Here is a 14514-nt window from a genome sequence, read left to right as displayed (position 1 = left end):
TGAATGCTAAGTGTATATATTATATATATACGGTATATACTCAATTAACGGCAGTGAGGTGAATGATCATCAACATTATTTTGTCTAACGCATCGAGCGACCCGATTTACATACAGATCATGAATCAGATCCGGCAGAGCATCCTGAACGGTGATTTGAAGGCCGGCGATAGTCTTCCCTCGATACGGCAGCTGGCCAAGGATCTGCAGGTTAGCGTAATTACGACTAAGCGCGCTTATGAAGAGCTCGAGAAGGAGCAGCTCATTGACACGGTTGTAGGCAAGGGATGCTTTGTGTCAGGAGCAAATAAAGATTTTATACGGGAGCAGCGAATGAAACGATTAGAAGAGAAAATGATGGAAATCATTCGGGAAAGCAAGGAATTAAGTTTGAGTCAGCAGGATGTCATCGAACATCTGACATTATTGTTTGAGGAGGAACAGACGCCATGAATGCCATAGAAATACGAAATCTAACCAAAGCATACCCGCTATTCACCGTTGATGATGTATCTTTGGATGTGAGGCAAGGATATATTACCGGCCTGATTGGCCCGAACGGCGTTGGCAAGAGCACTTTGATCAAGATGATGCTGGGCATCGTCCGTCCGGATTCCGGAAGCGTGAAAATACTGGGCTGCGAAATGCCTAAACAAGAAATCGCCATTAAGCAGCGGATCGGGATCGTATCGGATGACTGCTTCTACTATGAGCATCTGACGATTCATGATACGAAAAAGCTGGTCGCTCCCTTCTACGACAAGTGGAATGACAGCAAGTTTAAGGGATATCTCGACCAATTCGAGCTGTCTCCCAAGAAGAAGATTGGAGATCTATCCAAAGGAATGAAGATCAAGCTTGCCCTTGCCGTTGCTCTATCGCATGAGGCCGAGCTTCTTATTATGGATGAGCCGACTTCCGGTCTCGATCCGGTGTTTAGAAGGGAAATGCTTGATCTGCTTGCGGATATGATGCAGAACGAGAGGAATTCCATCATTTTCTCGACCCATATCACGACGGATCTGGACCGGATCGCGGACTATATTACCTTCATCAATCGCGGGAAGATTGTATTTAATGAAGCGAAGGAAGATGTGCTTGAGCGATACGCGCTCATAAAGGGGGATATGGAGCTGCTTGATTCGGATATCCGAAAAGAATTCATCGGGATTCGTGAGACAGCCGTCGGTTTTGAGGGCTTAGTCGATAACAGGCACAAGGCTGCACAATTGTTCGGGAATCACGCTGTATTGGAAACCCCTTCCCTGGAAGACATCATGTATTTCACGGCCAAAGGAGGACGGGTTCATGCTTAATCTGCTGCGCAAGGACTTTATCGCCTTAAAAAGCTCCTTGTGGATGACTTTATTTTATCTGGCGGTGTTCAGTATCGCTTTTATACCAAGGAGCGACTTTTCCATTTACTTTGTCGGGATCTATACTGCATTCGCCTCCGTTAGTCTTGTGACGATGATCGATATCAAGAACAATAATCATCATTTTCTGGTCACGCTGCCGGTCAGCCGCAAGCATATTGTACAGGCGAAATACATCACGGCGATCCTGTTTATGCTGTTTGGCGTCCTTGGTTCCTTTGGTATCCATTGGTTTGTAAAGCTTGCATTCCCGCAGCTTAACAAGCCGGATTATACCGTCTTGGACATCCTGGTTCCAATGGGGATACTGCTAGTATTAACTTCCATATATATGCCTTTATTCTATGCACTGAGTAAAAAAGGAGCCGGCATTATTAACGCTGTATTTTTAATCGCGCTCATTATTATGGCACAGCCCACTGCGTTCATGATGACATTGCTGAATGAGAATCACATGATGAGCAGTAATCTATTATTTATGGCTGCAGCCGGTATCTTACTGCTATTCATTGCTTCCTATTATGTGGCGGTCACCCTGTTCTCGAGAAAGGACATGTAAGAAGCTGAGCCACGCCTGCCCATTGTCCCGGCCACTTTTGCAGAACCAAGCTTTTCCTGCAACGGGGGTCAACTTTTACTTATAAAGGAGATTACGCATTTTGAAAGATACATTACATACAAGCCGCCCTCATCGCAGAAAAGAATGGATGTATATTCTTGCAGGACTTGTAGTTCTGCAGCTGCTATTCATCGCGTTCGATCATGCTTCGTGGACGCCGTTTAAAGTGAAGGAAGGGTCCTGGTTTGAAGACCTTTCGCAAGCCAAGCTATTTACGGAATGGTTCACGCCGTATAAAACAGCGTCGCATAATCTATTCACCGCAATCTTCGCCGCTACGTTGCTTCCAGCAGGTTTAATAGGGGCCGTGAAGGATCTATCATCTAGAAAATGAACGCACTGCAAATAGGAGGAGCTGGGCTCTGTTCGGGATATATTTATGAGGCAACTAACACCCCATATAACTCGTTGTTCATAAGTGATTGTTAAAGGACATCCCGGGCGGTTCCAGGGTGTCCTTTTCGACATTGCGAGGGCTTAGCGGCTTTGATATCCTCGAAAAAATGTGCATATAATAGGCTATATGAAGGGAGGAGCAGCGTATTCGCTACCTTTATGAATTTATAGAGCATCAGGAAGATCTGCCTATCAAGCTCTTCGTGAACAGCGTAAAGCATATTCATTTTCACTGGCATAAGGAGGTGGAAATCGTCTATGTTCTCCAAGGCTCCGTCATCATGTACCTTGATCAGAAGCAATATACGCTCCATGAAGATGATGTCATTGTCGTGAACAGCATGTCGGTGCATCAGATCGAGCGGACAAGCCAAGACAATGTGCTGCTGACGCTGCAGTTCGGTCCTGAATGGTTGAATAATCAAGCATTTATTTCTTGTAATTCTGCTGCCGATCCGGAGCAGCACCGGCAGCTGCAGGGCATCAAGCAAAATCTCGCCCAGATGGTATGGGAGATCAACAAGAAGGCGCCGGGTTATCAAAGCTACGCGATGGGAACCCTGCAAACGTTGTGCGGCGGCCTGCTTCGGTATTTTGCGGATGGAACGAATCCCGCAGCCGACGAGGGCAGCAGAGAGTACGACTATAAGAGGCTGAACAGGGTCCTTACGTATGTAGACCAGCATTATAATGAGAAGATTAGTCTGCAAACCATGGCAGATCTGGAGCATTTAAGCCTGCATTATTTCTCGCACTTCTTTACGGATAAAATCGGCATCCCCTTCCAAAAGTATTTGACGTTGGTACGCTTGGAGAAGGCGCAAGCCGAGCTTGCCGGAAGCGAGAAAAGCATAACGGAAATCGCGCTCGATTGCGGCTTTGCCAACGTGAAGCTGTTTAATAAATATTTCAAAGAAAAGTACGGCTGCACCCCGAGCTCCTATCGCGATGCCTTGCTTGCCGAAGAAGCTCATCGGCCGGACCGCAAGCCGTTAACTTACGACGAGTCCTCAAGCGGCGACTATTATGAGATGGATACATGGAATGCCATGGGTACGTTATATCGGTATCTGGATGCTAGAGCAGACACGAAGCCCGATTCGCTAAACCCACCGCCTCCGCTTGCGGCGGAGCGGCAGTTGATCGAGATCCAAGCCGATGGGCCTTCGGCAAGATATGAACAGCACTGGAATGTAACGACGACCGCAGGCAGGGCAATCGAAGGATTGCGGGAAGATTGGCGCCGGCAGCTGCGTGAACTGAAAGGGCATATTCCGTTCCGGTATATCCGTTTCCACGGCATATTTAACGATGAGATGATGGTGTACAGCGAGAAAGAAGACGGAACTCCTGTATATAATTGGTCATATGTCGACAAGCTGTATGATTTTCTCCTGGAGCAGGGAGTGAAGCCGTTTGTCGAGCTCAGCTTCATGCCGAGCCAGCTCGCCCGTTCCAAGGAAACGATATTTTGGTGGAGAGGAAATATTTCACCGCCTGCCGATCAAACCAAGTGGGACGCGCTGGTTCGGGCGTTCGTGCGCCATTGCCTGAATCGATATGGGGCGAAGGAAGTGGAAAGCTGGTATTTCGAGGTATGGAATGAACCGGATTTGTCCGGGGTGTGCTGGGCCGGAAGCAAGGAGGAATACTTTGCTTTTTATGCATCGACGGTTCGCGCGATCAAGTCGGTCTGGCCTCAGCTTAGAACAGGGGGGCCAGCGATGGGCTATGGCTCGCTCTGGAATGATCCTTGGGCGGATGAGTTTATGAACTATTGCAGGGAGCATGAAGTGCCTCTCGACTTTTTTTCGTTCCACATTTATTCGGAATACCCGCGGCTTAAGCATGAAAGAGAGTTTCTGACCAAGATTATGCCTGCTTCATTTTATAGGGAAAGCATTGACCGTTTACGGGAGAAAATGAAAGCTTCCGCCTATGGCGACTTGGAGCTTCATATTACGGAATGGAATTTCTCCATGTACGACCGCAACTTGCTGCATGATACGATGTTTATGGCACCGTTTGTTATTTATCATGCGCTGCACACGCTAGGTGTGGTTAAAGCCTTGGCCTTCTGGTCCTTTACCGACGTCTTCGAAGAAAGCACGGTGCCGACTTCACCGTTCTATGGAGGCTTTGGCTTGATCAACCGGGACGGCCTCAAAAAGCCGAGCTATTATGCCTTAGAGCTGTTGCAAAAGCTGGGTGACGAGCTTCTGGTACAAGGGGACGGTTATGTTGGAACGCGAACCCGGGACGGCAGCATGCAGTTCCTGTTCTATCACTACGTGCACGTGGATCCGCTGTTTTCAAGCGGCGACTGGTCCGAATTGACCAGCACGAACCGTTACGATGTCTTCGAGGAAAAAGGAAGCCGCATATTCGAATTATCGCTGAGCAAGCTTACCGGAACGTTCAAATGTACAAGTTATCGGCTGGACCGGCAGCATGGGTCGGTGTTTGACGAGTGGATACACATGGGGGCTCCCGAGTTCCTTACGGAGGAAGAGCTTGTCTATCTTCACAAGCGAAGCGGGCCCGGCATAAGGACAGAGCTTCTCCAGCAGGATAACTGGCGGAAAGAAATTGTACTCCCGCCTCATGGCGTCATGCTGCTAACGTTGGACAGGCAGTATTAGCATGAATCGAATCATGGATCAACAAACATCCCTTTTTTAAAAGGGGTGTTTTTTGCTGTTTATTTTTGAGGGTGAGACGCAAGCTAGAACGAAAGAGACGAACTAGGCAAAAAATGCCCCCCTTAACGACAACTTAAAACAAGAAAGCGTTGCCAAGAAGGCCCTATACTAATGATACAGCCGCACGAGAATGACAGGAGGGAAAACAAGATGAAGCGTTTCATGAAATGGATGACAGAATCGTTTGCGCCTCGATTGGAGGCGTTTACGAACAATGTTTGGGTTTCATCTATTCAAGACGCCATTATGGTCGCGATTCCGATGATATTTATCGGCTCAATCATTACGTTGATTTCGATTTTAAAGGATTTCTTCCCGGGGATGCCGGATCTATCACCGATCACGACATTTAGCTTCGGTCTGCTAGGTTTATTCATTTCTTTCTTAACGCCTTATATGGTAATGGAAAAGAGGGAGCGCCACAAAATCAAGCTGCTGGCAGGAATGACAGGCTTATCTTTATTCATCATGCTGCTTAACCCGACCATGAACGAGGATGGAACCGTCAAGTTTATCCTTGAACGCTTTGGCGCGACGGGCATGATTACAGCACTGCTTGTGGGGATATTCGTAGCGGTGATCATGAATGTCTGCGGTAAATTCTCCTTCTTTAAAACAGAGAGCTCGCTTCCTGAGTTCATTAAGGAATGGTTCGATTTTCTCATTCCGATCGCGATCATTTTAACTACAGGATGGGTTCTGGTTTACCAGCTGCACTTTGATATTTTTGCGCTCATCGTAAATGCATTTGAACCTCTTAATGCTGTGGGGCAAAGTCTCATCGGGTTCGTATTGTTTAACTTTATCGGCGTTGTTCTGTACTCCTTCGGGGTCAGCCCGTGGGTGTTGATGCCGATATGGTATACCATTTGGATTCCGGCTATCGAGGAGAATGCCGCTTTAGTGGCAAAAGGACTGGACCCGGTCAATATCAATACCTTTGAAACCTTTTTCTCGGGATGGCTGGGCATCGGAGGTATGGGAGCTACTTTGCCGCTCGCCGTCTGGTTCCTGCTTGCCAGATCGCAAAAGCTGAAATCCGTCGGTAAAGCAACGATTATCCCCTCCCTGTTTAATATTAACGAGCCGATCGTCTACGGAGCGGTTGCTTTCAACCCGCTGCTCATGGTTCCGATGTGGATTAATGGTCTTATAACGCCGATCATTGTGTATTTGGCGCTCGATATGGGGCTGGCGAGAATTCCAAGCCAAATCTTTCAATTGTGGTATACCCGATCGGGCTGTCTACCTACATGATGTCCGGACTCGGCGGTCTTGTTCTTCTGGCCGTTGTCTTATTGATTGTATTCGCGGTATGGTTTCCGTTCTTCAAGCTGTATGATGCGCAAGAACTCAAGAAAGAGCGGGAAGCAAGCTCAACAAGTCATATATAAAGGATGGATACCAAATGAACCGATCAATTCATGAATTAATTCAAGAAATGACGCTCACGGAAAAAGCATCCCTCTGTGCGGGATTGAATATGTGGATGACCAAAGGCATCGAGCGATTGAACATTCCAGCTGTGCATATGTATGACGGAACCAACGGGATCCGGAAAACGAACAGCGATGAAGAAATGGGCATTACGTCCGAGAATGTTCCGGCAACCTGCTATCCTACCGGTTCGGCCATCGGCTCCTCCTGGAACACCGAGCTGCTGCATGAAGTCGGGGTAGCGCTTGGACAGGAATCCAAGGAAATGGGCGTGGAGCTGCTGCTCGGACCGGGCATTAACATGAAACGGACGCCGCTTGGCGGCAGAAACTTCGAGTATTACTCGGAGGACCCTTGCTTAACAGGCGAGCTTGGCGCAGCCTTCATTAACGGGCTCCAAAGCGAAGGCGTGGGGGCTTCCCTCAAGCATTTCGCTTGCAACAATCAGGAGAACGAGAAAATGGTCACGAGATCGGAGGTCGACGAACGGACGCTCCGCGAAATTTATCTTAGCGCCTTCGAACGGATCATTAAGAAATCGGATCCATGGACCGTCATGTGCTCATATAATTTGCTCAATGGCAGTTATACAAGCGAGAACGAGCATTTGCTCCATGATATATTGAGAGAAGAGTGGGGCTACGAAGGTGTCGTGCTGTCGGACTGGACTGCCGTCAATGACCGGATTCGCGGGCTAAAGGCTGGCCTTGATCTTGAAATGCCAGGGCCGGCTCACTACAATACAAAGGCAATTGTGGAGGCTGTGGAGCGCGGAGAACTCTCCGAAGAGAAGCTCAATCAGAGCGTTGCCCGTATTCTAAAGCTTGTAGAGCGAGTGACAGCCCCGAAAGAAAATGCCTCCGGTGCTGATCAAGACTATCACGCTCTTGCGAGAAAAGCAGCAGCCGAAAGCATCGTGCTGCTTAAGAACGAGAATGGCATTCTCCCTATTCAGCCTGAATCCACGCCATCGATTGCAATCATCGGACGTTTTGCCAAGAAGCCAAGAATTCAAGGGGCAGGCAGCGCCGAAGTCACGCCAACGCGGGTCGATATTCCATGGGATGAAATCAAGGAGCTGGCGGGAGAGACGGTTACGCTAAGCTATGCAGAGGGATACCCCGCTGATGACTCCATTCGCGAGGACCTGATTAAGGAGAGCGCGTCGTTGGCGGCGACATCCGATCTAGCCGTATTGTTCGTCGGCCAGCCGGAATATGCGGAATCCGAGATGCATGATTTGAAGGGAATTAACCTTCCTGAGCATCAAGTGAAGCTCATTCAAGCCGTTGCAGCCGTTCAGCCGAACTGCGTTGTGGTAACAAGCAGCGGGAACGCGCTGGCGATGCATCCATGGGTGCAGCATGTGCCCGGGGTCATCCATTCCTGGTTGACGGGGCAGGGGATGGGCAGAGCCATTGCCGAAATCCTGTTCGGGCACACAAACCCTTCCGGCAAGCTGTCCGAGACCTTCCCGGTCAAGCTGTCGGATAATCCATCGCATATGCGGATTCAGGGAGAAAACGGCAAGCTGTATTATCGTGAAGGACTGTTTATCGGCTATCGTTACTACGACCGGAAGGAGATGGCTCCGCAATTTCCGTTCGGACATGGCTTGTCGTACACGACATTTAAGTACACGGATCTTGAAGCGGCACAGCATGAGAAGGGAGTTACCGTTTCCCTCCAAGTAGAGAATACCGGAAAGCGCACCGGGAAGGAAACCGTTCAGTTGTATGTGCACGATGAGGAATGCAAATGGGTGCGTCCCGAAAAGGAGCTTAAAGCTTTTGCAAAAATCGAGCTCGCGCCGGGCGAGAAGCGGAAGATCGTCTTTGAGCTTGAAGAAAGAGATTTTGCCTATTACAACACGAAATACAATCGCTGGGTAGCAGAAAGCGGATATTTCCAACTCCGCGCAGGCAGCTCGTCCCGTGATATCCGAGTGACGAACCGACTGTTCTGCGACTTCGGCAAGGAAGAAATCACGTTCCATAAATTCAGCCTGCTCAATGAATGGGTGAGCGACCCGATCGCAAAGGACGTATTGGAAGAGTGCATCAATGAAATGAACAAGCACGTGAAGGACAAAGTATCTCTCCAAGATGAGTTCCTGGGATTTTGGGAGGACTTCCCGGTCATTAAAATCTTCCAGATGTTCGGGCAAAGCTGGATGATGGAGCGGTCTCCGGATGAGATCGTCAGCGAGCTTATCGGACGTGTTAACGAGAAACGGCTCCAGAAGCAGCAAGCGTAACTCTTATAACTTCCTCATGCTGTCAAAAACTATATAGGCAATTCGTTTAAGAGGATGTCATCACATGACATCCTTCTTTTTATCATGGAGGCAACCGGCCATCATTACTGATTCTCGCCAAGATGAAGGACTTGGATGAAGAATAATTTAGCCGGCAAGTTCCCATAATACTGGATAAAGTTAAGGGAGGGACTGTCATGCTGGGCCGGTTACTAAAAAAAGCGCTAAAACGAAGCCGTCCGAAGAATTCGACACAGACTAGAACCGACGCACCAATTGAGATCCGCATGACTCTTCAAGAGTCCATTCAAACCTTAACTCATATCATGGGGAACAGTACGGACTTTATGGTTAGAAAAATATCAGGGCGAGAGGATCTTCCGGAGATTGCTATTTGCTATATTGAAGGGCTGGTTGATACGAATCTGCTTAATCGGATTCTGGAATCTTGGTTAACCGTAACGCTAGAAGCTGATCAAATGCCAGGTATCGAATCCTTACTGAATAAAATATTGCCAGCAGGCCCAATTAGCAAATTACATACAACCCAATCCATCATTTCGGCTGTTTTGGATGGGAAGGCTGTCATATTAGCAGATGGTATGAAAGAAGCCTTCTCTGCTTCGATCGAAAGCCTGGAGAAGCGCTCGATCGAAGAGCCGAGTTCACAAACCGTCATTCGGGGACCTAAAGACGGATTTACAGAGGATATTTCGACGAACCTGTCCCTCATCCGGAGAAGGCTTCGAACGCCGAGCTTACGGGTTCAATCGATGGTAATCGGCAGTTATACCAATACCAAAGTCATCATGGCGTATATCGAGGGAATTGCTGATGAAAGCGTGGTATCAGAGATCAGGGCTCGATTGCAAAGCATAGAAACCGATAGCGTTCTGGAAAGCGGGTATATTGAGGAGTTTATACAAGATAATACGCTCTCCCCGTTCCCAACACTGATCAATACGGAGCGTCCCGATGCGGTAGCCGGAGGTCTGCTGGAAGGACAAGTGGTTATTCTGGTGGATGGCACGCCCTTTGTGTTGCTGGCTCCAGTCACCTTTTTTAGGTTCCTCCATTCCAGCGAGGATTATTATCAACGGTATGATCTCTCCACTTTTTTACGCGGAATCCGTTTTTTCTCCTTTGTCATATCCTTGCTGTTACCGTCACTGTATATTGCGATTTCAACTTTTCATCAGGAGATGATTCCGACAACATTATTGATCAGCCTGGCAGCGCAAAGGGAAGGAACGCCGCTGCCCGCACTCATGGAAGCGTTCATGATGGAGATTACGTTTGAAATTATTCGTGAAGCGGGCGTGCGGATGCCCAGGGTGATCGGACCGGCTATTTCTATCGTAGGAGCACTTGTTTTGGGCCAGGCCGCTGTACAGGCGGGACTCGTATCGGGGGCGATGGTCATCGTGGTTTCTTTTACAGCGATTGCCAACTTTGCTATACCGGCATTTAGCATGGCAGCTGCCATCCGAATCATTCGTTTTGTGTTGATGCTGCTGGCAGGCACCTTCGGTTTATACGGGATTTTGGCAGGGATCATCCCTATCTATGCTCACCTGGTTTCCTTGACTTCATTTGGCGTTCCTTATCTTTCGCCGGTTACCCCTCTGCGCTTCGCCGATTTGAGAGACCTGTTTGTTCGTTTGCCATGGCCATTCCTTAAGACAAGACCCCAAGATATGAATCGACGAAATATGGTCAGGCAGGGAATGAACCGACCGCAACAGGGGAAGAAGTGAACCGTACGAAAGTGAGGTGCATTATGCGTAGATTCGGTTTATGCTCGATCCCGCTCGTTCTGGCGTTATTGCTGACAGGATGTTGGAATCGAACGGAATTAAATGAAATCGGCTTGATTTCCGCTCTTTGCATAGACCGAAGCGAAGAAGGCTGGATCGTAACCTACCAGTTCATCAACCCCTCGGCGATTTCAGCCGGAACCGGCGGAGCTAGTAAAGCGGGCGGAGGAGAGTCACCCGTCCATGTATTTTCCTCCGAAGGCCCAACGCTTCGGGAAGCGATTGATGTAAGTTACACAGAATCTCCCAGACGATTGTATTTTCCTCATGCAGATGTTCTCGTTCTCGGCAAAGAGGCAGCAAGGAAGAGCATTACAGATGTTATAGATTTTTACTGGAGAAATACCTACTTACGAGAGAATGTCAGCGTGATGATAACGGAAGGGCAGGCAAGTGAAATGCTTAAGCAGCTTATTCCACCGGAACGTCTTCCAGGCACTGCAATGGCTCATATCTCAAGGCAAACGGATCATTTCAACAGTAATTTCCCATCGATTAAGATGTATGAGCTGACACGGAGTCTGGATTCTCAATCCGGTGTAGCCGGTGTTCCTCAGGTTGAAGTGGTTGGGGAGTCGCAGTCAAGGATCGAATCGATGGATCAGCTGCATAAAACCTCTACTCCCGCCAAGGTCAGAATTACAGAATTGGCCGTCTTTCGAAAAGACCGGAGCGTCGGGACGTTAACGCGCAATGAGAGCATCGGAATATCTTGGTTAACGGACAAAATCCGAATCAGTGCATTATCCATAACCTGCCCAGGCTCCAATAAAGGAACTGAGAAATTCTCCTTTCAAACGTTTTCCGCGAAAACCAAAACCCGAGTCCGTAAAGAAGCGGATGGGTTTACAATGTTGGTCTCCGTTAAAGCAAAAGGCAGGATCAGCGAGTCCAACTGTCCTGAAAATCTGGCGAATTTATCCAATCTGCGCGCTGCGGAAAAAGAGATTGAGGAGGTGATTAAGGATTACATGAGCAAGGGGTGGGAAGCCTCCAAAAGGCTTCAAGCCGACCTGCCTCATTTTGCAGATCAAATCCATCGCAAATATCCGAAGGAATGGAGTAAAATCAAGGATCAATGGGAGAAGGAAGGAATGCAGTCCACCAGGCTTGTTCTGCAAGTTAACGTTACCATTGGTCAGACAGGCATGTCTCAAAAGACGTTCAAACCGGATGGAGGCTAGCCGCTTCATATTTAAATGGATGCTGAAACAAGAAGGGAACCATGGAGATGAAACAATCCATACGAGTTACCGATTTGGTATGTTTTCTAGCGGTATTTGAAGTCGGAAGCACGACGTTGTTCTTCTTGGGGGCTGAAGCGAAACGGGATGCATGGATCGCCATGGGCATTGCCGCTTTGATCGGATTGCTCCTGCTGGCCATGTATCTGTTAATCTACCGGTCCAATCCTGGGCTTGATTTATATGGCTTGTGCAGAAAGTATTTTGGCAAAATCATCGGCTCTGCGGTTAACCTAAGCTTTGCCGGTTATTTTGCATATGAAGCCTCCCGTAATTTAAGGGATCTGGGCGAACTCACGCTATTAACGTTACTAGACCGAACGCCGCTAATGTTTATCATGTTGACGGCAATTATCGTGGTGGCTAATACCGTAAGATATGGCCCCAAAGTGGTGATTTGGATGTGCGCGGGTTTTTTGCCCATCATTATTTTGAGCTACTTCACGATTTATACGCTGCTTGTTTCTTCGGGGCTGATTCAATTTGAGCTGATGCTGCCTATTCTGGAAGAGGGATTCCGTCCTGCCTGGACGGCCGCCGTCCCGGAAATCGTATCCTTTCCGTTCGGGCAAACGTTATTGTTTTTGCTCTTTTTTCCTCTAGTCAAGAAAAAAGAAAAATTGAGTCGGAGCGTGATCATTACTTACGTAATTACGGCGATTTGCTTAATTATGATTAATCAAATCAATATCCTCGTATTAGGCCCGACTCAAGCAGCAAACAGCACGCTGCCGCTTCTGCAGGTGGTTCAGCTTATAGATATTGCTGAAGCCTTTGAACGGTTCGATGTTCTATTTGTGATCGTGTTAGTTCTCGGTTTGGGTACAAAAATGGCTGCATTTTTCATGGGAGCCGCCATGGGGCTTCATAAAATTACAGGGCTATCTTATAAAATGTGGACGGTCGTCGTTGCTGTAGTCATATTTGCGTTAGCGTTTATATCCCCCAATTATCCTCACCATATTTGGCTCGGCATTAAGGTTGTCGTTACCTACGTAACTCCGATCTTTCAAATTGCCTTGCCGCTGATTCTTGTGCTTGTGATATGGATTCGAAGCATGTGGACGAAGCAGCGTCAATGAATGAGACCATGGAAAAAGATGTTATTTCAGTGCCGGGAATATTATAATGGAGTCGAACGACATCTTATGGCGGTAGGAGGGACCTTCTTGAAATTAACCGAGCTGATTGAACATTTGGCCATTGCTCAAATCCAAGGGAATGCTGACGTTGACATCACGGGGATCAGCATGAATTCGAAAGATTTGCAGCCTGGGGAGCTGTTTGTTTGTATACCGGGGATTCCGGGATTACAGGAAGACCGACATCAGTATGTAGAAGATGCGGTAAAAAAGGGCGCAGCTGCAATCGTTGTCGAACGTGATGTTGAATCGTCTGTACCGACAATTAAGGTGCCGAATGCCAGATATGCGTTAGCCCTGCTGTCGACTCATTTTTACGGGTATCCAAGCTATAATCTTAAGCTGATCGGGGTAACGGGAACTAAAGGAAAGACAACCACAAGCTATATGATAGAGTCGATTCTTGCACAAGCCGGTTTCCGTACAGGGTTAATGGGAAATATCGGCACGAAGATCGGTTCGAAGATGTTTAAAACCGACATCAACACGCAGGACCCTCCCATTCTGCAATCGAATTTACGAAAGATGAAGGAGCAATCAACCGATTATTGCGTCATGGAAGTGAGTTCCCAAGGTCTGCATATGGGAAGAGTGCTCGGTTGCGATTTTAGAACCGCTGTGTTTACTAATTTAACGCATGACCATCTGGATTATCACAAAACAAAGGAAGATTACCTTGCGGCAAAAGGCATGTTGTTTTCCGGTTTAGGCAATTCGTTCGCTCCGGATCCCGCCAAACGAAAATATGCCATTTTAAACGCGGATGACGAGGCTTCCCGATATCTTAGTGGGATAACCGCCGCACAGATTATTACATACGGGATTAAAAACCCTGCAAATGTCATGGCTAAAGATATGAAGTTGACCCCGAAAGGAACGAAATTTACAGTTGAATCGTTTGCGGGAGTTGCCGAGATCGAGCTGAGACAGGTTGGCATGTTTAATGTGTATAATGCGCTTGCTGCTATAGCTGCAGCTCTTGCAGAACAAGTTCCATTTGATGTCATTCAACTAGGGCTGCACGGTTTGAGCAACGTTTCCGGCCGAATGGAAGTCATCGATGAACAGCAGGATTATCTTGTGCTTGTTGACTACGCTCATACTCCGGATAGCTTGGACAATGCACTGTCCACCTTACGTGAATTTGCGGATCAGAGGATCATCACCGTGTTCGGATGCGGCGGGGACAGGGATCGAACCAAACGTCCCGCGATGGGGATATTGGCGGCGAAGCACAGTGATCATGTAATCATCACTTCCGATAATCCTCGTACGGAAGACCCGCACGGAATCCTTAAAGATATTGAGCTTGGCGTGCTGGAGTACGGGATGTCGTCCGAATCCTATGAAATGATTGCCGATCGGCGGCAAGCGATCATTCGGGCAGTGAATATGGCACGCTCCGGAGATATCGTCATCATCGCGGGGAAAGGCCATGAAACGTATCAAATCCTGAACGACCAAACGATCCATTTCGATGATCGGGAAGAGGCCAAGGCTGCGATTCGTAACCGGAATCATTAGC

General features: G+C 48.0%; 11 protein-coding genes. All 11 read left to right on the top strand.

From position 1 onward, the window contains the following. The first annotated feature begins 68 nt into the window (after positions 1-68). Positions 69-452: a GntR family transcriptional regulator gene (locus NST44_RS22405; RefSeq protein ID WP_040739992.1), complete on the top strand. Its 384-nt coding sequence runs from the start codon at positions 69-71 to the stop codon at positions 450-452. After that, complete coding sequence (locus NST44_RS22400; RefSeq protein ID WP_210094902.1) at positions 449-1315, top strand: ABC transporter ATP-binding protein; 867 nt, start codon at positions 449-451, stop codon at positions 1313-1315. Before NST44_RS22405 ends, NST44_RS22400 begins: the two co-directional genes overlap by 4 nt. Then, positions 1308-1934, top strand: coding sequence for an ABC-2 transporter permease (locus tag NST44_RS22395; RefSeq protein WP_210094903.1), 627 nt, complete (start codon positions 1308-1310; stop codon positions 1932-1934). Before NST44_RS22400 ends, NST44_RS22395 begins: the two co-directional genes overlap by 8 nt. 100 nt (positions 1935-2034) lie before the next feature. After that, complete coding sequence (locus NST44_RS22390; RefSeq protein WP_028406806.1) at positions 2035-2328, top strand: YfzA family protein; 294 nt, start codon at positions 2035-2037, stop codon at positions 2326-2328. Positions 2329-2593: 265 nt separating this feature from the next. After that, the gene (locus NST44_RS22385) at positions 2594-5032 is read left to right on the top strand and encodes a GH39 family glycosyl hydrolase (protein WP_251535089.1); all 2439 of its coding nucleotides are present in this window, start codon (positions 2594-2596) and stop codon (positions 5030-5032) included. 210 nt (positions 5033-5242) lie between these two features. After that, positions 5243-6349, top strand: a complete 1107-nt coding sequence (locus NST44_RS22380) for a PTS sugar transporter subunit IIC (RefSeq protein ID WP_312889625.1) — start codon at positions 5243-5245, stop codon at positions 6347-6349. Between the two features lie 151 nt (positions 6350-6500). Next, positions 6501-8786, top strand: coding sequence for a beta-glucosidase family protein (locus tag NST44_RS22375; protein WP_210094904.1), 2286 nt, complete (start codon positions 6501-6503; stop codon positions 8784-8786). Positions 8787-8983: 197 nt separating this feature from the next. Next, a complete protein-coding gene (locus NST44_RS22370; RefSeq protein WP_210094905.1) occupies positions 8984-10543 on the top strand; it encodes a spore germination protein in 1560 nt (519 codons plus the stop codon). A 23-nt stretch (positions 10544-10566) separates the two neighbouring features. Then, positions 10567-11787, top strand: a complete 1221-nt coding sequence (locus NST44_RS22365; RefSeq protein WP_210094906.1) for a Ger(x)C family spore germination protein — start codon at positions 10567-10569, stop codon at positions 11785-11787. Positions 11788-11828: 41 nt separating this feature from the next. Then, entirely contained in the window at positions 11829-12929 is a 1101-nt protein-coding gene (locus NST44_RS22360; protein WP_245256010.1) for a GerAB/ArcD/ProY family transporter, read from the top strand. Positions 12930-13016: 87 nt separating this feature from the next. After that, positions 13017-14513, top strand: coding sequence for a UDP-N-acetylmuramoyl-L-alanyl-D-glutamate--2,6-diaminopimelate ligase (locus tag NST44_RS22355; RefSeq protein WP_210094907.1), 1497 nt, complete (start codon positions 13017-13019; stop codon positions 14511-14513). Position 14514 lies beyond the last annotated feature (1 nt).

The sequence above is a fragment of the Paenibacillus sp. FSL W8-0919 genome (assembly GCF_038003785.1).
In the GTDB taxonomy this organism is placed as follows: Bacteria; Bacillota; Bacilli; order Paenibacillales; family Paenibacillaceae; genus Paenibacillus_AQ; species Paenibacillus_AQ lactis.
This window is presented reverse-complemented; position numbering and strand designations above follow the sequence as displayed.

Excerpts from the sequence above, each read along its gene's own strand:
- NST44_RS22400 (WP_210094902.1), top strand. The coding sequence starts at position 449 with ATGAATGCCATAGAAATACGAAATCTAACCAAAGCATACCCGCTATTC.
- NST44_RS22360 (WP_245256010.1), top strand. The coding sequence starts at position 11,829 with ATGGAGATGAAACAATCCATACGAGTTACCGATTTGGTATGTTTTCTA.
- NST44_RS22395 (WP_210094903.1), top strand. The coding sequence starts at position 1,308 with ATGCTTAATCTGCTGCGCAAGGACTTTATCGCCTTAAAAAGCTCCTTG.
- NST44_RS22380 (WP_312889625.1), top strand. The coding sequence starts at position 5,243 with ATGAAGCGTTTCATGAAATGGATGACAGAATCGTTTGCGCCTCGATTG.
- NST44_RS22365 (WP_210094906.1), top strand. The coding sequence starts at position 10,567 with ATGCGTAGATTCGGTTTATGCTCGATCCCGCTCGTTCTGGCGTTATTG.
- NST44_RS22370 (WP_210094905.1), top strand. The coding sequence starts at position 8,984 with ATGCTGGGCCGGTTACTAAAAAAAGCGCTAAAACGAAGCCGTCCGAAG.
- NST44_RS22375 (WP_210094904.1), top strand. The coding sequence starts at position 6,501 with ATGAACCGATCAATTCATGAATTAATTCAAGAAATGACGCTCACGGAA.